We start from the raw sequence: 18,466 nt of genomic DNA, 5'->3' as shown, positions 1-18,466 counted from the left end.
GGAGAAGATAACGTGGACTTTATTATTGGGGTTGATGGTGGAGGCACAAAAACAGAGGCGGTTGCTTACACCTTAGATGGAAAGGTACTTAGCCAGGGAGAAGCTGGGTATGGAAATTTATTAATCAATGAGGAACAAGCTACTTCTAATATTATTGCTGCTGTAAACAAATGTTTGTCGGTACTACCTCACGGCAACTGCGCTTTTATTTATATGGGCCTTGCTGGGTATGAAGGCTTTAAACATAAGGAAAAGATAAAGGAAACCTTAAAAGGAGTGTTTAAAGTTCCTCTAGAAATCGTAAACGATGGGGTAATTGCACATGCTGCACTCCTAAAAGGCGAAGATGGAATTTTAACTATTTCAGGTACGGGATCTGTAAGTGTAGGTATTCATCAGGGCTCTCGATATCTCTCAGGTGGTTGGGGACATATTCTTGGAGATGAAGGTAGTGGTTATTGGATTGCCTTACAAGCATTTATTCAGATGACTAGAGAATATGATGAAGGTTTGCCTGTAAGCTTGTTAAGCAAAGATATCTTAACTCAATTGAAATATGAGAATATTGCTGACATAAAAAAATTTATCTATAGTGCGTCAAAAGCAGAAATTGCAGCTTTTGTTCCGTTAATTGTACAGCATGCACAAAATGGAAATCACTTTGCACAAACGTTACTGTTAAAGGCAGGAGAACATTTAGCTAAAGTAACGCTTTCTGTTTACCGAAAATGCGGTTTTCATGATAGTATAAAAATTGCTATTAAAGGAAGTATTTTAACTAAAATCTCTATGGTTCAAGAGGCATTTATAAAAGAGATTCAAAGCCATCAGTTGGATATAGGATTTGTATTAGAAGACCAATCATCGACGTTAGGCGGTTATTACTTAGCGCGTAGCAAGATTAAAAGAGAAAGCTAAGGAAGTGATTTGTAGTGAATGTTGTAAATGTTTTATTAAGAATTGAGAGCTCATTATACGAGCTCCCGAAATCAGAACGGAAGGTTGCACAATATATTTTAGATCATCCAGAACAAGTCGTTCGAATGACAATTCACGAGTTGGCAGCACAGGCTGATGCAAGTAGCTCAGCAGTAACAAGACTTTGTCGCTCTATTGAAATTGGAAGTTTTGCCGAATTAAAAGTATCATTATCTTCCCATATCTCCACGGATAAAAAAACAGGCTTTTATGATATAGAACCAAATGAAACGATTGATTCCATAAAAGATAAAATTGTGTCCAATTCCATACAAGTCATTCAAGAAACGGCTCTAAACTTACAGGAAAAAACTGTTTTAGAACTTATCAAAACCATTAAAGAAGCGCAGGTTATTTACGTATATGGTGTAGGAGCCTCGTGGTTAGTTGCTGAGGATATTTCTCACAAGTGGCTACGTGTTGGAAAGGTCATCAGTGCTCATCAAGACTCTCACATTACAGCAACAGCTCTTGCTTCATCCAACAAAAATGCGCTATTCTTTTGCGTATCAAATAGCGGTGAGACAAGAGAAGTTCTCCAGCTTGTAGACATTGCGAAAGAGTCGGGGATTACGACAGTGGGACTTTCACGATTTGGTCATAATACACTATCCAATAAGGTTGATATTTCACTGCACCACGTTCGGGCACCAGAAGCAAAAAATAGAAGCGCAGCCACAACGTCGTTGATTGCGCAATTCTTAACAATTGATATCTTGTTTTATGCATACGTATCGAATTACTTTGAAGATACAATTGAAGAAATACACCAGTCTAGAGATGCGGTTGCTAAATTGACGGAAAAACATAAAAAGTAAAAAAGAGTACGTTGACAATGTTGAAATCAACATTTCACAACATTACTACGTAACAAAAGGAGAGTTTCAAATGATTAATAAAAGCTCTTCTATTCCTCTCTATTATCAAATTAAAGAAATTATAAAAGAAAAAATTATTTCAAAAGAATGGAAAACAGGAAATGCTATCCCCTCTGAGAAAAAGCTTTGTGAGTTATTTTCAGTAAGTCGATTAACCGTAAGGCAAGGAATTCAAGAATTAGTGGATGAAGGGTACTTGGCAAAAGAAAGAGGAGTAGGAACATTTGTATTAGATAAAAAAATTGAACAAAAATTAGTCACGGCTACTAGCTTTACATCATTGATGCAGCAGCAAGGAAAAGTTCCTAGCAGTAATATTTTATCGATTGAGCAAATGATTCCTTCAAAATCAGTTAAGCGTAATTTAGCGCTGGGTGAGGATTCACAAGTGATATCAATTAAGCGAATACGCTACGGAGACGACGTGCCAGTAGCCCTTGAAACAGTCTTTTTACCCGTTGACTATAAGGACTACACGCTCGAAGCGAATATTAAAGATTCACTCCATAACTTTATTGAAAAAAATTTCAACGTAAAGATTGGTAATGTGAAACAAACCGTCGAAGCTACGCTTGCAAACGAGCAGGAAGCAAATTATCTAAATTTGAAAGAGAATGCACCGTTACTGCTGATTAAAACGGTTACGTATCTTACAAACAATAAGCCTTTCGAGTACGTTATCTCTGTTTATGCTGGTGAAAGATTTAAGATATCATCACAAATAGGAGAGTTACACACGGATCGGGTTATTTAAAAAGGAGAGATTAATGTGTATATTGTTGGTCTGATGTCTGGAACATCCTTAGATGGAATTGACGCAGCGCTTATTCATGTAGAAGGCAGCGGCATGAATACAGAATTAACTATTATTGACTTTGTCACATACCCTTTTTCGAAAGAGCTTGAACGCGAGATTAAAGCTGCTTTGTCAGTTGAAAAATCAAATGTGCAGTTAATTTGTAGCCTAAATTTTAAGCTAGGGTATGCATTTGCTGAAGCGGTAAAAAAAGTGTGTGATAAAGCAAACTTTCCTCTAGAAAAACTAGATTTAATCGGTTCACACGGCCAAACCATTTATCATCAACCTTTTAGTGAAGACAATTTGGTAGCTTCAACGCTTCAAATAGGAGAGCCTGCTATAATTGCTTATGAGACGAAGACAGCAGTTATATCTAATTTCCGTACCATGGATATGGCAGCTGGGGGACAAGGAGCTCCGCTTGTTCCATACACAGAGTACATTTTATATAGAGATAAGCAAAAAGGCAGGTTGCTTCAAAATATCGGCGGAATTGGGAACGTAACGGTTTTACCTCAAAACGCCCTGTTTGATGATATGTATGCTTTTGATACGGGACCAGGAAATATGATCATTGATGAGCTATGCCAACAGCTCTTTACTATTCCTTATGATCAAGAAGGAAAAATCGCAGCGAGCGGTAAAGTGAACGAAAAAATGTTGCGCTACTGCTTAGAGCATGATTACATGAACGTCTCTCCTCCGAAATCAACTGGTAGAGAGTTGTTTGGTAAAGAATACGTAGATAAACTGCTGGCTACATTCTCTGATGTACCACGTGAAGATATCATCGCAACTGCAACAATGTTTACAGCAAGGTCAATTGTTGACCATTATCAACGTTTTATTTTACCAAATCATGATATTGATGAAATCATTATTGGAGGTGGAGGAAGCTATAACCTTACCCTGATGAAGATGATTAAGAGTTTAGTTGGTGAAAGCATTGCCGTTTTAACACAAGAGGAAATCGGTTATTCATCCGAAGCAAAAGAAGCGGTGGCTTTTGCGCTGCTAGCGAACGAAACGTACCATAAGAATCCAAGTAATTCACCAAAAGCAACTGGCGCAAATTATCCAGTTGTACTAGGCAACATTACGCCGGTACCTTTTGTTGATTGATCAATTATGCTAATAGAAAAGCAGCTGAATCATTCAGCTGCTTTTTTGTTTATCGCTTTCCTGCATAGGAGAAAATGGGATTGCGAAGCTCGAATTTATACGTTTGACCGTCTACAATTCCAACGATTTTATCTCCATCGTATAGATTTAACAAGAAGCCTGCCATTTCTTTTGCCGTGTGGTACTGAGGCACATTTCCCCTGTAGTCAAATCCTTTAGTCCCGCGAGCACGATCGGCAAACTCTGTTTCAGTAGCGGCTGGTGCTAATACCTTTGCCTGCATTTTTGCACCTTTTCCTTGAAGTTCTTGGCCAAGGCCTTCTGTAAATGCGCTTACGTAGAACTTTGTTGCACAATACGTTACGGCGTTTGGCACAATGTTATATCCACCAGCTGATGAAATGTTGAGTAGCTGTGCGCCTTCTACATTTTCATAATCGCGAACGTACAGTGAAGATAAAATGGTCAATGCTTCAATGTTTAAATGAAGCATTTTACCGATTTTGTTTAAGTCCTGCTCACCAACCGATGCAAAATTACCAAAGCCAGCGTTATTAATCCATGTTTCAATCTCGTACTTTTTCAAGTCTTCGTATAGCGTATACGCATTTTCTGCTGTGGCTAGGTCTGCTGTATAAATCACAACGTCAGCTTCTGCGTTTATATCCTTCACTGCGGTTTTTAATTCTTCAAGCTTGTCTTGGCGACGTGCAATGATAATTAAATGCTTCCCTCTTTTTGCAAATTCAAGCGCAGCTTCGTAACCAATTCCTGAGCTTGCGCCCGTAATCACTGTATATTTCATAAAAATCCTCCTTGAGATAACTAGTTTTTTAATGATAAAAAGAGTATACTGCTTAGAGTTAACTCTAAGTCAACCCGTAAATATACTTTTTTTGAGGAGCGGATATATGTACACAATTAGCCAAGTATCGGAAGAATTAAACATCAGCGCGCACACTTTACGGTATTATGAGAAAGAATCAATTATTACGCCTGATCGAAGTCCAAACGGAGAGCGGTTATATACAGCAGATCACGTAGCGTGGCTAAAGTTTGTGATCAAGCTTAAAGAGACGAAAATGCCGCTTTCCAAAATAAGACAGTACGCGGAGCTTTTTAAAGAAGGAGAGAAGACGGCTCAGGCTCGCCTTGAACTTTTAGAGAATCATCACCTCTCGATCCAAGAGCAGCTCCAAACCTTAATCGATACAGAAGAGATGTTAACTCATAAGATATCAACTTATAAAAAGATGCTAGCAAAGCAAAACGTGTAGAGACGTCTCTACACGTTTTCTAGCATGTATATTCGTTGTTTTTCAATGGAGATTAGTTAAGAATAATTGCGGCTATAAAGGATCCAATAAACAAACTAAGGAGTAGAGTTCCTGTGCTTTTTCAATCAGTGCCTACAGCTCCGGTTTCTGCACGGTGCATAGCGTCTCGCAGGTTTCCAGTCGGATTCTGCTTTATTTCAGTTTGACGCATCCTTTCTTGGTCATCTTCGGGAGTTTTATTACGAGTCTCTATGTATACACCTCCATTATATATCTTTTTACTATATGAAAAGCTTCATCCTAATTATCTAATATCTAGCTGAGTAAGAAGAGGTTACCCTTTATTAGCTATGCTTTTTTATCATCTTTTTCGCCAAATAAGTGCGCTAATCAGAAAAAGAACGCCCATACTAAATGCTAAGAGTGAATCCAACAGCACTTCGTTCGTTTTTGCGTAGCGAATTATTAACGTACCGCCAAATATCAGCATAATCATGAAGGAACCCCTTATTAAATACGTATTGATACTCATTAACTTCACACCTTTTTATAGACTATTTTAACACAATAGGTAAAAAATAGTAAAAAACCATTCCCTAGCCGAATGAATGCAGGGAATGGTTCTCTTGGTTATGGTGTTACCTCTACTAAAATCGCATCTCCATTTTTTCCAACCTTGATTTTAGCATGTTTTGCTTCTTGTTCTACTCTTTGACCGGTTCCTTCTGGAATAAAGTAATGCTCAATGCCATACTGAATTCCCCAGCTGTAGTACGTACCTGTTATGAGAACATCATCTTTCTTTTCTTGATAAGGAGAATTCCATTTGTCATGAGTTTTATAATGCTCTGCATACTGAAAGATCCCTTGTTCATTTTTGCGAAGTACAAGCTGTATCCGTTCACCGTCTTTCACATCATCTAATTCAATTTCTGAAATCTCATAGTTCAATTCCACATAATCTCCTTGCAAAAGTGAACGCGGATCTAATGGCGCTAGCTCAAGCTTCACTTCTTTTCCACTTTGGAGAAGTAGTTCATTTTTCATAAACAATCCCCCAAGAATCACAAGCTGTAAAGCAATGATAAATAAGATTCTTTTTTTATGTTGATCGATAAAAGAAGGCTGTTGCTTTTCCACAGAGTCAAACTTATAGCTAAATGCAACAAATAATGCACCTAATAGTAAAAGCGCGAACGATTTATCAAGAAGGTCCCAGAGGTAATCATAATACTTTGTTCCTAAAAAGATAAACCAAAAAACCATCGAAACCGTAAACTCAAATTTTTTACCGCTGCGCACGCTTTTAAAGAGAAATACCGTAGAAAACACAAAGAACAAGATGCTGTAGGTTATGTTTAAAGTAGGTGAATTCACGCTTCCAATAAGGGAAAGTGAAAAGATAAACGTAAGCAAAAGCGAGCTTCTTTTAAAAGATAAGGAAGCTGTCAAACAATACACGATGACATTTAACAGAATAAGCGCAATTAAAACGTAATCAAATTGAATGGCTTCGTAATAAGTTGTTGGTAGTTTAATAAGTATCAACAGCTGAGCAAGCGTGTAGATGGCTACGCGCAAGGATGTTTGTTTAGCAAACCACATAAGTGAAACAAAGAGTGCTAGATAGATAAAAAACAGCGCATCGTATACAAAGAATGCGGACACCCCACTTATTAAAAAACCTGTCATAAAAAGGGTATATTTAACGGTTGGAATAGCTGCTTTAATAAAGAAAAACGAAAGCATAATGGCTGTTCCAATCAGCATCATGAAGTTTTGTGAATACTCTCCGCTAAAGAGCGTTACAAGCCCACCGATAGATATGCTACCTAAAATAGAAGCGATTGCCGTAATTCCTATGATAATAATTTGTTTAATTACACGCAGCGATCTTTGCTGAGCATTGGTGTGGTGAGAAAGCCAGTTAATGAACCAAACGCTAGCTGCAACAAATAAAAACACAAATCCAAGTACCAAAAATAAGGTGAGTTCACTGTAGTTGTCAAACAGATACCACAAAACTTGCTGAACAACGAGCAGCGCAGCAGCAACGATTGAAATTCCTAGCAATCCTTTATGTGATTGCACTTTTGAAAAATAAAACAGTGACACAATTAATAGAACGATGTAAGCAATCAAAACGCTTACGCTTAACACAGTATAATTTGGCTGTGAAATGCTTAAGAAGATAAAGTGAATGATAGTAAAAGCAGCGTACATTACAATAGTTGACTTTAAATATTGCTTTTTTACGAATAGAAAGATAAGTGCGTTCACAAATGCCATTGTAAGGTAAAGAAAAATCTCTTCATTTTCTGTTCGCTGGAAAACGGCAGTAGGTGAAATATAAAAGTACATGGTGAGCTGAAGTAAAAGAAACGAAAGAACATAAAATGGCTGATATTTTGTAAGTAAACTAAATAGGACAGTCGGTAAAAACCAAATAAAAAATAACCAATAAGCGTCTGCATGCGTGTTATAGATTTGGCCGACGAGCGCAGTACTTAAACCGAATGAAATAGAACCAGCAACAAGTAGCCAATGACTAAGAAACGCTTGATGAGGTAACAGCATTCTACCAACAAAACCACTTCCATAAAATAACAGCATCATGGCTATGCTCAAGGCGATTTTTGTATAGCGGTCAAACCCTTGCCAGTTTGATGCAAAGAAATACAGTATTCCTGCCAACAGTAACGAAATACCTAGTAAATAACCAAGCTTTACAAGGTTTTGTCTCATAAAATCTCCCCTTTTTTTCGCCTATATTACTATATACTAGCGCGGTAAGAAAAATTTGACAACAAGCGAGAAATTTTTCTGCTATTGTATAATATAGGTAGTTAAATGAAAGGAGAGATTTTCATGAATGAAGCTTACATATGCAGTGATTGTCATCAGACGTACCCCGTAAAGGACATGCCATGGAAGTGCAAGTGTGGGGGAGTGTTGGATTTGCTAAAAGAAAAGGTAGCCTTTCAAAATAAAAACATTCATCACCAGTTGCCAACCATGTGGCGCTATGTTGATGCACTGCCTTTTTCAAAAGTAGCAGACAGCTGGAAGCAAGTAACGATGGGAGAAGGGAATACGCCGCTTATCTCCTTGGAACCAAATACATCCAATACGTATGTAAAAGTTGACTATATGATGCCTACACTCTCTTTTAAAGATCGCGGAGCAGCCGTATTGATTGCAAAAGCAAAGGAGCTAAAGGTAGAAAGTATCATCGCTGATAGCAGCGGAAATGCTGGAACAGCCATTGCAGCCTACGCCAAAAGAGCCGGCATTGCCTGTGATATTTTTCTTTCAAGTAGTACGTCTCCAAAAAAGGTGGCGCAAATAAAAGCTCACGGAGCACGTATACGTGAAGTAAGCGGAACGAGAGAAGACGTTGCTGCAGCTGCTCAGCAGGCAGTTCACGATGAAGGGAAATTCTACGCAAGCCATGTGTATAATCCCTATTTCTATGAAGGTACTAAAACATATGCGTACGAAATTTGGGAGCAGCTAAACGGAGCGCCAGACACACTCATTGTGCCGGTTGGAAACGGAACGCTGCTTCTAGGTGCATACTATGGGTTTAATGAGCTAAAAGACAACGGATTAATAGAAAAAGTACCTAAAATTGTCGCTGTACAAGCCAAAAACTGTTCTCCAATTCACCAAGCATTTAACAGAGGAGAAAAAGCAGCCACTCCAATCTCAGGACAGTCTACTTTAGCAGAAGGAATCGCTATTGCTGCTCCTGCTCGCTCTAAGCAAATTTTATCAGCTATTCGAGATACAGGTGGGGACGTTATTAGTGTAAGTGAAAAAGATATTCAAAAAGCAAGAACGTTGCTTGCTGAAAAAGGATTTTACGTTGAGCCAACGACAGCTGCGAATTATGCTGGGTATTTGCGATATGATTGTGAATCAGCAGAGAAAGTCGTGATTCCGCTTTGCGGAGCGGGGATTAAAGTGACGTAAGGAATAAAAGATTTTAAGCTGAATAGAAAAAAGAACAAACTCTAGAACGAGATTGAAAGAATTGGAGGAAGACAGATGATTTTAGTCAGCTCATGCCTAGCAGGAATGCCGGTGCGGTATAACGGTACGTCTTGTGAACAGTCAGTCATACAATCGTTGATTCACGCGAAAAAAGCCGTTCCTGTCTGTCCAGAGCTTTTAGGAGGTTTTACCACGCCGCGCGAACCAGCTGAAATTGTTGGAGGAAGCGGTGAAGGTGTGTTAGACGGAACGGCGAGCGTAATTGAAAAGTCGGGTAGGGACGTGACAAGTTTATACATAAAAGGAGCTTACCAAACACTTAAAATAGTAAAAGAGCTAAACGCAACTGTCGTGGTGTTAAAAGAAAGCAGCCCTTCATGTGGAAGTTCGATGATCTACAACGGCCCGTTTCAAGGGACACAAGTTGTAGGAATGGGAGTGACAACAGCTCTGTTAAGAAGACATTCCATTGAAGTGTTTTCAGAAGAGGAGTATAAAGTACTACTTGGCACCAGTTCAAGTTAAATATGCATGAAAAGTGAGGAGTCCATGTGCGCAAAAGTAAAAAATTCTATACAGTAGCCATCATGATTTTTGGAGTTTTCGTAATAGCAGTTACTTTAAATTTTCAATCATTTATACATGCAAAAAATATGTGTATCCAAGATGATAAAGAGCCGCTAGCAGAGAAAACATTTTTGGCATTCAATTGGTCCGTAGCTTGCCAAGAGTAGAATGATATGTAAATTACAAAAAAGCCCAGTAACAATAAACTGGGCTTTTTACCATAATGATGTTTCACGAGTACTTATGCTTCAATTCGCTTTCTAAGCGTCCAAATTTGATAAATCATATAAAGGGATTGATAAATAGTTAGGTAGGTTAATAAAATCCATCCATTCATTAAATATGGATAGATTGATTGTTGTACAGGTGTTGATGTAAGAAAATCTCTAAAATAGATACATAACATTACAACAAATGCTATAAATAGGCATAAACTTAGTAAGCCTTGTGTTAACTTACTTTTCGTTTCCCCGTTTTCAGCAGCATACTGGTTTGCCCAGCCGTCTTTTTTAGTTGCTGCAAGGCGTTCTATCCATACTTGATTAAAGGTAACGAGATTGACCCAAAGATAAATTTCAGGGCTGATTAATAAGCCAGATAAAATAACGTCAATGGGTCGATGCATTGGGGTTTTCAGAGCTAAAATAACATTTAAAATAGAAGCTAGACCAATAGGAATAGCCCATATCCAAGTCCAATAAAATTGGTCTGTTGTCAGCGCTACCGCCAGCAAAAGTACAAATAAAAGGCGAATGAGCAAATCACTAAGCGTTTTTAGCTGTGAGCGCCATAGCTTACCTTTATGTCGTGTTTTAACACCTAAGTTAGAATTAGTAAGCAAATCAACGGTTCCTGACTTCCATTTGTTTCGCTGTTCACGAAACGTATGGTAGGAGCGCATGGAGTCAACAAAGCATCTGGCAGAAGGGCTAATTAACGTTTTCCAATTTGCTTTTTGAAGCTGCCAAGTTAACAGCATATCTTCAACATCACTATCATTTTGCCAAGGACCATCGAGGTTATTTTGTTCAACAACTGTTTGTAAAGCTTCAGGTCGAAATAATGTTGCTTGTCCTCCCAATACGTACGTACTTCCACCATGATATTGCAAATCTAAAAGTCAGCTAGCCATGTCCTGCTTTTGTTGATGGGTCCACCAACGAGTAAGTGGGCCACCGTATTCACCACTTGCTAACTTTTGCTCATATTGAACATCGTCTTTAGACAGCTGGCTTTTCTTTTTCAGCATGCGCATCGTATATTTTGCCATTACACCACCAATATTTCGAGATGTCATCAAATCTTCCCAGAGGTTAATAAGGGCTTGCGGAGCCAGACGACTGTCTGCATCCATCCCTAATATCGCTTTAATGGATTCTTTATACAGCTGTTGATAAGTTGTGAGAGTTTTAGAATACAAGTCAAGCGTATCACCGTAAATACGTTTCCAAGCTGTGTTCAGTGCACCAACTTTGCGTTGTTTATTATTTTCCGTAATAAGAACTTTAACGTTTAAATTAAAGTCTTTAGCAGCTTGTTCTGCACGTTCTTTTGTGCGGTCGGTGCAGTTATCAGCAATTACAAATACATCCAAGTCTACTCGATTAGGTAAAAGTTGATCTCCTAATCCTTCCAAACAATCTCGGATTGACTTTTCTTCATTGTGAGCTGGAATAAAAGCTACAATTCGAGGCTTCATGTACTAAGCGCCAATACTTCCTGTACGCATGCTTTCGCTGTTCATCGTTAATACCCCTCCAACGGTATCAGGAAACCCAGCCATCATAGCTATTAAGCGTTAGATCTGAGGTTTTGCGTCCTAACCTTTCGATTAGTTTGCCTTTGGCTGAAAAATAAAAGTTTGTTTTCTTTCAAGAACAAAAATGAAGATTAAGTACCTATATAAAGAATACTTTTTCTAGATTCTATCATAAAAATAGGTAAATATACCTTATGTTAATTCGACAAATCATGCTATATTTCCCGAAATTATATGGTAGAATATTCAATATAATGAAAAAGTAGGTGTTTCTCTATGTATACAAGTGAACAGCACGCTTCTCACATCCAGCGTGAGCTTGAAAAGTATTCACAGTCAGTTGTGAATGAGCTAAGGAAGGTGACTCAATTTACCTTCCATTCAGAAATCGATCTGCTCGATTTTACTGCTTTTCCACAGGTATTGGATTTGTCCATTACGATGTTTTCGATGGACCGTGATGCAAATGAAGTGTTTGGAGAAGAGTGCAGAAGCGATGAGTTTGCTGGAAGCTTTACGATTAGTGAAGAAGTAAACTACAATTATCTATCGGAAGAGGAAGAAGACGCATTTTGGGAGTTTTATGAGGAGAACGAAAAGGTTGAAGAAGCAGAACATAAGGCTATTGCAAGCTGGTTTTATAGCTGTTGGTTAGAAGCGGGTGGTTCTTCTATTAAGCTTCCAAGTTACTTTAGCTTCCACGACCACGACCTTTGCTTGGACTTGCATCAAAACAAGTGGATTTCCGACGGTGATAAGTGGTTTGAGTAAAGAGGAAAAATCTGCTGCTTTATTGCATAAAAAGTGATTATGAAATCGTTCGATGCTTTTATTATCTGAGGTGTGAAGCGGAAAAGAAGGTGTATTTATCTTGAAAAAATGGTTGGTTGTTAGTATAGGATTAATTGGAATAGTTATGCTAGCACTTGTGTTACCAAGACTTATAGGAAGCGGCGTTCATTCACTAAACTCTTCAGCAGAACAAAAAGTCGTAGATACGTTGGAAAAGAACCTGCGTGTAAATGCTTTTCGAACAATAGATCGAGTGATGGTACAAGGATATGAAATCAAGCCAAATGGTCATCAATTAAACAATATGTCTACTCACTCAATCAAAAATTATCAAGTAAGGTACTACACATTCTTTGGACTTCCTTATGGTAAAGCTGAAATGAGTAAAGAAGGTAGTCACTTTACAAAGTACTAAGCTTTCTCAAAGAAATCTAACTTTCTTATATGAAACTATAGCAAACGAAAAAAGCTCTGTGAATGACTCTCACAGAGCTTTTTACTGTTTATAGCACCTTCTCTAATAGCTTTCATTTGCTTTTACAAGCACAGACGATTTGACGTTTACTTTTGATAAGCAAGCGGTTAATAGTCCGGCAGTTAGTATAAATCCGCCAATCATTCCGATGACGCCGTGCCAGCCGTAGTGGGACCAGAATATTCCGCCTAAGGTCCCGCCAACGCTTGACCCCGTATAGTATAAAAATAAATATAGAGATGAGGCTTGTGCTTTGTTGCGCAGGGCTCGCTGTCCTACCCAGCTGCTAGCGATGGAATGAGCGCCGAAAAAGCCAAAAGTAAAGAGGCCGATACCGATAATTTTTAATAGTAAGTGGCTCTCTAAAGTAAAGCAGACACCTGCAAACGCAACGAGTAGATTAATCAGCAGAATTGGCTGTTTACCGTGGTGATCAATGAGCTTTCCGTTCCAAATTGAACTGAATGTTCCAATCATCATGATAATAAAAATCCAGCTGATAACGGATTCGCTGAGTCCGTAAGGCTTAGCGGTTAGCACGTAGCCAATGTAATTGAACAAAGCAACATTGCTTCCTAATAGTAAAAAGCCAATGCAAAATAAAAAGAGTAAGCCAGGGTCTTTTAAATGGTCAATTAGTGACTTTCCTAAGCTGACGACATTGAGGCTACGCGGTGTAAAGTGTGTAGAATGAGGGAGGCTGCGCCAAAAAAGAACCGTAGCAATTAAGCTAATAATGCCAATTAATCCAATGGAGAAATGCCAGCCTGCTGCGTCGTTGACAACTCCTGAAATGACACGCCCCGCTACGGCTCCAATGGCGTTTCCGCTAATGTATAAGCCCATGGCTGCACCTAAGCTTTTTCTTTCAATCTCTTCGCCAAGATAAGCCATTGCAACGGCCGGTAAGCCTGCTAAAGCAATTCCAACGAGTGCACGAAATACTAGTAACACATAAAAATTAGGACTAAAAGCTGTTAAAATGCAAAGCGCAGAAGCAGCAAACATTGAATAAACCATCACAGATTTTCGGCCCCATACTTCAGAAAGAGAACCAAAGACAAGCATACTGATGGCGAGGGTAATAGTTGTGATGGATAGCGACAAGCTTGCGATAGTCGGTGAAATATCAAATTCGTTTGTAAACGTTACCATTAAGGGCTGAGCGCAATAAAGAATGGCAAAAGTATTGAAGCCTGCTGCAAAAAATGCAAAGCTCGTTTTGCGAAACGTTTTTGTTCCCTGCTTAATATAGCTCATACTGTCATCACTTGTTCATCATGATCATATTCTCCACACATATTTTATCCATCCTTTTGATTATTAATTTCGTTTCTATAGCTATAGGAGAATTTCTCTCCTGTATATCCTATCACTTCTGATATATAATGTATAATGCATAGTTATCATGATTTTGATGCATTTATGTAATGAGTGGGAGAGGTGGCAAACGAGTTGGAATGGCAGCAGTTTGAATATTTCCAGACTTTAGCACGCTTACAGCATATGACAAAAGCAGCGAAGGAGCTTTCGATTACACAACCTGCTTTAAGCAGGTCGCTAGCTCGGTTTGAAGAAGAAATCGGTGTTTCGCTCTTTGAACGACAAGGGCGATCTATTCGCTTAAATCAGTACGGTGAAATTCTATTAAAAAGCGTTACAAATATGATGAACGAGTTTGAGAAAGGAAAGCAAGAAATTCAGCATTTACTTGACCCTGAACAAGGACAGGTTTCCTTAGGTTTTCTACATACGCTGAGTATCAACCTTATCCCCGATTTGCTTGTGGAGTTCCGAAGGAAGTATCCCAAAGTCAACTTTTTACTTCGACAGAGCCCAACGCACATTCTACTAGAACAGCTGGAGAAAGGAGAGTTAGACATTTGCTTAATCTCTCCCATGGGTATTAAAGAACCCGTAGTGTGGAAAGAGCTTTGGAGAGAAGAGTTATTTGCGATTGTGCCGACGAACCATGCTTTTGCTAAAAAAGAAGCTATTACGATTGAAGAGCTAGTAGAAGAGCCGTTTATTCATTTGAAAAAAGGATTTAGTCTACGCGTCACGGTTGAACAGTTTCTACATGAAGTGGGCGTGAATCCTCATGTAACTTTTGAAGGAGAAGAAGCTGACACGGTTGCGGGTCTTGTTGCTGCGGGTCTTGGCGTATCAATTTTGCCAGATTTAAAAGGAGTAGATCAAAGTCATATCGTGAAAATTCCTATTCGCTATTCAAAATGTGAACGTCTTATCGGTCTAGCTTGGGTTGAAGGAAGATATATTTCACCAGCCGTGCAGAACTTTAAAGAGTTTATATTAAAAACGTTTTAGCCGTCTATCAATAAATAAAATCCCTTCTTTACGCATATACATGGGTATTAAAAGAGTGTGCCAAGCTATAAAGGAGGGATTTTACATGTCAACAGTTCCAATACCTCTTTATAAAAAATGGTGGTTTCTTGCGCTGATGCTTGCGCTAACGATTGTCTTTTTATTTTGTTCTGCACTTATTATTACGAGTTATCAAAAAATTTCACTGCTAGAAGAAGAGGTTACTGAGCTGACAGAAGAAAAGAAAGAAGTCCTCGCAGAAAAAAATCAGGCTGTAAAACAGCTTGAACATGTAAAAATGAAGCTGTCTGAACTTGAGGATAAGCTCGTAGGTCAAACAGAAACTAGTCAGAATACGCCAACTGCTTTTTCAGCTACGCTTATGAATCCGATTGTTTCGCTAGATGAAAAAGAAGTCGAGCAAGCGGTTTATCAAGCTGCCCAAGAGAAATACCCTAAGAACAAAGTGATGCAGGAGCACGCGGTTAAAGAACAGCTTGAAAGCTATGAGTATTTAAAAGAATACGAAATTACTTCACAGTTTGAGCTAAACCACCTGCATGATGCGATGAAGGCCCATCCAGATGATTTTACCGCGATGCAAATGGTATTTGAAGAAGAGTTAAAAGCTTATGAATATTAATGTCGAGATGCTATGCGGATTATCGTATAGCTATTTTTGTCTGGAAATCTCGTGAAATTCCTGTATAGTGATAGTAGAAAATATTGAATTAACAGGTGAATAACTACATGAGCACAATGAAATGGAACGAAGCAGCTTATGAGATGCTGCAAAAATGGCTGAATTTATATAACGAAAAAGAACCGCTGCGTTCACGCCATTTACATAATGTAAAGGACAAGCTTCATCAACTGACGGAAGAAGCGTTTATATTAGAGGTTTCAAAAGAGCTGAACGCGGTTTACAAAGTAGTAAAAGCAGAGCGCAAGCAGTATGACATGACTAACTTAGAGTTCTTAGTGACGACTTTGCTTTCAACAGAGTATCCAGCTTTTCTGGAAGCGCGCAGTCAAAACTTGCGCCGAGTAGAGAAGTTAAACCAACTGCAAACAGAGATACTAACTCTGTTTGAAACAAACATTAACACATCGTCTGACATGACCAGCTTGTTCAATCGTTATTTCGATGTTATGTCAGCATATGGTCAAACAAACAAGCTAGCGAATCTTGAAGCGAAGTGCGCAGAATATTTGCCAGCGTTTATGGCTTTTTATCAAAAGCGTGAAGGGTTAAAAGAAAATGCTTTAACTGTTCAAAAGCAAGAAAGTGAACTGCTTGAAGAATGGAATCAGCTCCGAAAAAAGCAGTACGTGACAAAGCAAACAGCAACTGGTTTTCGTACGAAGCAGCACGAGTACAATGAAAGTCTTCGTCGTCTTATCGTCGCAAATAAACAGCTCATAGAAATCGACTTACCTGGTTTGAAGAACAGTTTTGCGAATCTTGAAGCTGATATGAAAGCATACGCTATCGAGGCGCTGCGGGCTATTGAAAAAGAAATTAATGAAATAATAGACGATAGCGAGCGTTCTCAACAACAGCTACAAAAACAAATCGAGAGAGTAACCTACGTCGAAGAAATGGATTCTCACTATAAATGGTTATCATCATTTATGGACGCTTCGCGAACGTTTTTTCACGGAAAAGAAATTGAAGCATTCGACCAAGTAGCAGATCTTTACCGAAGCTCAGCTATTGCTGAATTTATTGAAGTTGCTAAAGAAGTACAAATGCTTACCGGGCCGGAACCTATGTCAGCTGCTTCTCTTCCTTCTTATTTTGCTAGTTTGCAAGTGAAAGAAGAAAAGCTAAGCGTTCCAGCTACAGCCGACTATCCGGTTCTGGAAAAGCAGCAAAAAACAAAGCGAACGTTTCCCTTTTTCGTAGGGGCAGTTCTTGCAATTGTGCTCATTTTTATTGTGTATATGAATTTTGGCCGCGGGGTTACGGATGATAACACTGCACCAGCTATGACAGAAAAAGCAGAGGCAAAAGATAAGCAATCAGCAGAAAATGAACCAAAGCCTGTAAAAGACGTGAGTGAAACAGAGATTCACAACTTTGTAGGGTCTTATAAAGCCGCTTATTTTTCAAGCTTAAACAGCGGCGACTTTAGCGGAATGGCACCTTATATCGATGAAGATGCGCAAGTGTATAGTGATTTAGAAGCGTATATTACGTCTTTAGCTGGAAAAAACGTGTCGTTTGCCAATGATCAACTGCTTGTTAGTAAAGTTGAAAAGACGGGTGAAGGTAAGTATTCGGTGTATGCAACAGAAGAGTACACGTTTACTGATTCGTATGATGCCAGTACGAAGTTTGTAAAGAATCGAATCTATCGCGTGGAGCTAAAAGGTGAAGATAAGCTTAAAATTAAAAGTATTGAAACCACCAAAGACGTTCAAACACCAGTTGAATAAACTATAGAGAAAGATCCTCCTCTCATCATTTAAGAGATTTTGAGAGGGGGATTTTCTTGTTCAAGCGTTTTTGCTTTAGGAGCTTTTTGAAGCGTAAGTAAAAAAACAACGCCAAAGATACAAGCAGCTCCCAGCCACTGAAAGAACCCAAACGGCTGCTGAAGCCAAAAGACCGTTGTCAATACAGCAGCAAGAGGCTCCAGACTTCCTAGCAAACTTGTTTCTTTTGGAGGGAGGCTATCTAAGCTTTTAATATACAGCCAAAACGCCAGCATCGTTCCAAAGATGATGACAAAGAGCAAGTAGCCGTACGCAGCAAACGTAAATGTATCAAAATGAGCTTCCCAAGGCGCTCGAATAAAGCTAAGCGCAACTCCGCCAACCACCATTGACCATCCAACAACAACCAAAGAGTCAAATCGTTTAAGAAGCCGAACTGCATACAGCGTATAAAAAGCGGAGCATACCGCAGAAAGCAGTCCCCATACGATGGCTAGATAGGGCACAGAAAGCGTTGAGAGCGACCCGTTTGTAAGAAGGAAGAAGCATCCGGTTAAAGCTAATAAAAGGATCGTTCCGTCTTGTCTAGTAAAACGCATTTGTCTTCGAAACAGCAAGTATACAATAATAATGACGGGTGCTAAATATTGAAGCAGCGTTGCGACGGCTGCATTTCCATGATGAATAGCTGCCATATACGTATACTGCACGCCAAGCATGCCCAATATGCTATAAGTGACGAGCTGAAGAGCCGTCTGCTTTTCTTTCCAAATGAAAAGGACTTCCCGGCGGTTTTTACCAAAGCAGCTTAAAAGTAAAAGCAGCAATCCGGCTAGTAATAAACGCGTGGTCACCAGCCAGTTGACGTCAATTTCATAGTCTTGAAACAGCTTTTTTGTTACTGTTCCTCCAATTCCCCAAAACGTTGCGCCCACAATCACGAATAATAAGCCAGCACGTCGATTAGATTTCATTTGATTTCCTACCTTTACAAAATATCATGATAGTATAATCATAAAGAGAAAAAACGCGTATTTATATTCAAATCGAGCT

21 protein-coding genes and 1 riboswitch are annotated in these 18,466 nt (G+C 39.0%); of the genes, 13 read left to right on the top strand and 8 right to left on the bottom strand.

From position 1 onward, the window contains the following. Window positions 1-12: 12 nt before the first annotated feature. From EPL02_RS11575 to anmK, 4 genes are all read left to right on the top strand, one after another. Window positions 13-918: an N-acetylglucosamine kinase gene (locus EPL02_RS11575; RefSeq protein WP_094910250.1), complete on the top strand. Its 906-nt coding sequence runs from the start codon at window positions 13-15 to the stop codon at window positions 916-918. A 14-nt stretch (window positions 919-932) separates the two neighbouring features. Continuing rightward, the gene (locus EPL02_RS11570; protein WP_094910249.1) at window positions 933-1,796 is read left to right on the top strand and encodes a MurR/RpiR family transcriptional regulator; all 864 of its coding nucleotides are present in this window, start codon (window positions 933-935) and stop codon (window positions 1,794-1,796) included. Between the two features lie 70 nt (window positions 1,797-1,866). Next, entirely contained in the window at window positions 1,867-2,610 is a 744-nt protein-coding gene (locus tag EPL02_RS11565; protein ID WP_094910248.1) for a GntR family transcriptional regulator, read from the top strand. A 15-nt stretch (window positions 2,611-2,625) separates the two neighbouring features. Further along, window positions 2,626-3,777, top strand: coding sequence for an anhydro-N-acetylmuramic acid kinase AnmK (anmK, locus tag EPL02_RS11560; RefSeq protein ID WP_131887790.1), 1,152 nt, complete (start codon window positions 2,626-2,628; stop codon window positions 3,775-3,777). Window positions 3,778-3,826: 49 nt separating this feature from the next. Here anmK and EPL02_RS11555 read toward each other — a convergent pair whose 3' ends face one another. Continuing rightward, a complete protein-coding gene (locus tag EPL02_RS11555) occupies window positions 3,827-4,582 on the bottom strand; it encodes an SDR family NAD(P)-dependent oxidoreductase (protein ID WP_131887789.1) in 756 nt (251 codons plus the stop codon). 106 nt (window positions 4,583-4,688) lie between these two features. Here EPL02_RS11555 and EPL02_RS11550 point away from each other — a divergent pair, with 106 nt between their 5' ends. Further along, window positions 4,689-5,054, top strand: coding sequence for a MerR family transcriptional regulator (locus tag EPL02_RS11550; protein ID WP_131887788.1), 366 nt, complete (start codon window positions 4,689-4,691; stop codon window positions 5,052-5,054). Between the two features lie 121 nt (window positions 5,055-5,175). Here the strand turns inward: EPL02_RS11550 and EPL02_RS21185 are convergent, their stop codons facing one another. The 3 genes from EPL02_RS21185 to EPL02_RS11545 form a co-directional block, all read right to left on the bottom strand. Beyond that, window positions 5,176-5,307 (bottom strand): DUF6366 family protein, encoded by a 132-nt coding sequence (locus EPL02_RS21185; protein ID WP_286175485.1) that lies wholly within the window; start codon window positions 5,305-5,307, stop codon window positions 5,176-5,178. A gap of 108 nt (window positions 5,308-5,415) precedes the next feature. Beyond that, a complete protein-coding gene (locus EPL02_RS21180; RefSeq protein ID WP_256993274.1) occupies window positions 5,416-5,550 on the bottom strand; it encodes a hypothetical protein in 135 nt (44 codons plus the stop codon). Between the two features lie 134 nt (window positions 5,551-5,684). After that, window positions 5,685-7,799 carry a GDYXXLXY domain-containing protein gene (locus EPL02_RS11545; protein WP_131887787.1) on the bottom strand — a complete coding sequence of 705 codons (2,115 nt, stop codon included), beginning with the start codon at window positions 7,797-7,799 and terminating at the stop codon, window positions 5,685-5,687. 123 nt (window positions 7,800-7,922) lie between these two features. Here EPL02_RS11545 and thrC point away from each other — a divergent pair, with 123 nt between their 5' ends. From thrC to EPL02_RS11530, 3 genes are all read left to right on the top strand, one after another. Further along, window positions 7,923-9,029: a threonine synthase gene (gene thrC, locus EPL02_RS11540; RefSeq protein ID WP_131887786.1), complete on the top strand. Its 1,107-nt coding sequence runs from the start codon at window positions 7,923-7,925 to the stop codon at window positions 9,027-9,029. 75 nt (window positions 9,030-9,104) lie between these two features. Further along, window positions 9,105-9,575 carry a 2-thiouracil desulfurase family protein gene (locus EPL02_RS11535; RefSeq protein ID WP_131887785.1) on the top strand — a complete coding sequence of 157 codons (471 nt, stop codon included), beginning with the start codon at window positions 9,105-9,107 and terminating at the stop codon, window positions 9,573-9,575. Window positions 9,576-9,601: 26 nt separating this feature from the next. Further along, on the top strand, window positions 9,602-9,784 hold the full coding sequence (locus EPL02_RS11530) for a hypothetical protein (RefSeq protein WP_076513469.1): 183 nt from the start codon (window positions 9,602-9,604) through the stop codon (window positions 9,782-9,784). 74 nt (window positions 9,785-9,858) lie between these two features. Here EPL02_RS11530 and EPL02_RS21295 read toward each other — a convergent pair whose 3' ends face one another. Then, window positions 9,859-10,728, bottom strand: coding sequence for a glycosyltransferase family 2 protein (locus EPL02_RS21295; protein WP_353653413.1), 870 nt, complete (start codon window positions 10,726-10,728; stop codon window positions 9,859-9,861). A 9-nt stretch (window positions 10,729-10,737) separates the two neighbouring features. After that, the gene (locus EPL02_RS21290; RefSeq protein WP_309599062.1) at window positions 10,738-11,316 is read right to left on the bottom strand and encodes a glycosyltransferase family 2 protein; all 579 of its coding nucleotides are present in this window, start codon (window positions 11,314-11,316) and stop codon (window positions 10,738-10,740) included. A gap of 67 nt (window positions 11,317-11,383) precedes the next feature. Next, window positions 11,384-11,468: riboswitch (cyclic di-GMP riboswitch) on the bottom strand. A 184-nt stretch (window positions 11,469-11,652) separates the two neighbouring features. Here EPL02_RS21290 and EPL02_RS11520 point away from each other — a divergent pair. Continuing rightward, complete coding sequence (locus EPL02_RS11520) at window positions 11,653-12,147, top strand: hypothetical protein (protein ID WP_076513770.1); 495 nt, start codon at window positions 11,653-11,655, stop codon at window positions 12,145-12,147. A gap of 100 nt (window positions 12,148-12,247) precedes the next feature. Continuing rightward, complete coding sequence (locus tag EPL02_RS11515; RefSeq protein ID WP_094910241.1) at window positions 12,248-12,583, top strand: hypothetical protein; 336 nt, start codon at window positions 12,248-12,250, stop codon at window positions 12,581-12,583. Between the two features lie 102 nt (window positions 12,584-12,685). Here EPL02_RS11515 and EPL02_RS11510 read toward each other — a convergent pair whose 3' ends face one another. Beyond that, window positions 12,686-13,903 (bottom strand): MFS transporter, encoded by a 1,218-nt coding sequence (locus EPL02_RS11510; RefSeq protein WP_131887784.1) that lies wholly within the window; start codon window positions 13,901-13,903, stop codon window positions 12,686-12,688. A 195-nt stretch (window positions 13,904-14,098) separates the two neighbouring features. On the opposite strand from EPL02_RS11510, the gene EPL02_RS11505 reads away from it, so the two are divergent. The 3 genes from EPL02_RS11505 to EPL02_RS11495 all read left to right on the top strand — a co-directional run bounded on the left by EPL02_RS11505 (window position 14,099) and on the right by EPL02_RS11495 (window position 17,413). Continuing rightward, window positions 14,099-14,971 (top strand): LysR family transcriptional regulator, encoded by an 873-nt coding sequence (locus tag EPL02_RS11505; protein ID WP_131888461.1) that lies wholly within the window; start codon window positions 14,099-14,101, stop codon window positions 14,969-14,971. An 85-nt stretch (window positions 14,972-15,056) separates the two neighbouring features. Next, complete coding sequence (locus EPL02_RS11500; protein ID WP_131887783.1) at window positions 15,057-15,614, top strand: hypothetical protein; 558 nt, start codon at window positions 15,057-15,059, stop codon at window positions 15,612-15,614. Window positions 15,615-15,721: 107 nt separating this feature from the next. Then, on the top strand, window positions 15,722-17,413 hold the full coding sequence (locus EPL02_RS11495; protein WP_131887782.1) for a TcaA NTF2-like domain-containing protein: 1,692 nt from the start codon (window positions 15,722-15,724) through the stop codon (window positions 17,411-17,413). Between the two features lie 29 nt (window positions 17,414-17,442). On the opposite strand, the gene EPL02_RS11490 is transcribed toward EPL02_RS11495, so the two are convergent. Then, the gene (locus EPL02_RS11490) at window positions 17,443-18,387 is read right to left on the bottom strand and encodes an EamA family transporter (protein ID WP_131887781.1); all 945 of its coding nucleotides are present in this window, start codon (window positions 18,385-18,387) and stop codon (window positions 17,443-17,445) included. Window positions 18,388-18,466 lie beyond the last annotated feature (79 nt).

The sequence above is a fragment of the Bacillus sp. CBEL-1 genome (assembly GCF_004348885.1).
GTDB lineage: Bacteria > Bacillota > Bacilli > Bacillales > Bacillaceae_H > Priestia > Priestia aryabhattai_A.
The sequence above is the reverse complement of the archived record's forward strand: the minus strand, read 5'-3'. Positions and strand labels throughout refer to the sequence as shown.

What these genes read in the sequence shown, in the direction of transcription:
- EPL02_RS11565 (WP_094910248.1), top strand. Translation starts at nt 1,867, where the DNA reads ATGATTAATAAAAGCTCTTCTATTCCTCTCTATTATCAAATTAAAGAA.
- EPL02_RS11555 (WP_131887789.1), bottom strand. Translation starts at nt 4,582, where the DNA reads ATGAAATATACAGTGATTACGGGCGCAAGCTCAGGAATTGGTTACGAA.
- EPL02_RS11550 (WP_131887788.1), top strand. Translation starts at nt 4,689, where the DNA reads ATGTACACAATTAGCCAAGTATCGGAAGAATTAAACATCAGCGCGCAC.
- EPL02_RS21180 (WP_256993274.1), bottom strand. Translation starts at nt 5,550, where the DNA reads ATGATTATGCTGATATTTGGCGGTACGTTAATAATTCGCTACGCAAAA.
- EPL02_RS11545 (WP_131887787.1), bottom strand. Translation starts at nt 7,799, where the DNA reads ATGAGACAAAACCTTGTAAAGCTTGGTTATTTACTAGGTATTTCGTTA.
- thrC (WP_131887786.1), top strand. Translation starts at nt 7,923, where the DNA reads ATGAATGAAGCTTACATATGCAGTGATTGTCATCAGACGTACCCCGTA.
- EPL02_RS11535 (WP_131887785.1), top strand. Translation starts at nt 9,105, where the DNA reads ATGATTTTAGTCAGCTCATGCCTAGCAGGAATGCCGGTGCGGTATAAC.
- EPL02_RS21290 (WP_309599062.1), bottom strand. Translation starts at nt 11,316, where the DNA reads ATGAAGCCTCGAATTGTAGCTTTTATTCCAGCTCACAATGAAGAAAAG.
- EPL02_RS11520 (WP_076513770.1), top strand. Translation starts at nt 11,653, where the DNA reads ATGTATACAAGTGAACAGCACGCTTCTCACATCCAGCGTGAGCTTGAA.
- EPL02_RS11510 (WP_131887784.1), bottom strand. Translation starts at nt 13,903, where the DNA reads ATGAGCTATATTAAGCAGGGAACAAAAACGTTTCGCAAAACGAGCTTT.
- EPL02_RS11500 (WP_131887783.1), top strand. Translation starts at nt 15,057, where the DNA reads ATGTCAACAGTTCCAATACCTCTTTATAAAAAATGGTGGTTTCTTGCG.
- EPL02_RS11495 (WP_131887782.1), top strand. Translation starts at nt 15,722, where the DNA reads ATGAGCACAATGAAATGGAACGAAGCAGCTTATGAGATGCTGCAAAAA.
- EPL02_RS11490 (WP_131887781.1), bottom strand. Translation starts at nt 18,387, where the DNA reads ATGAAATCTAATCGACGTGCTGGCTTATTATTCGTGATTGTGGGCGCA.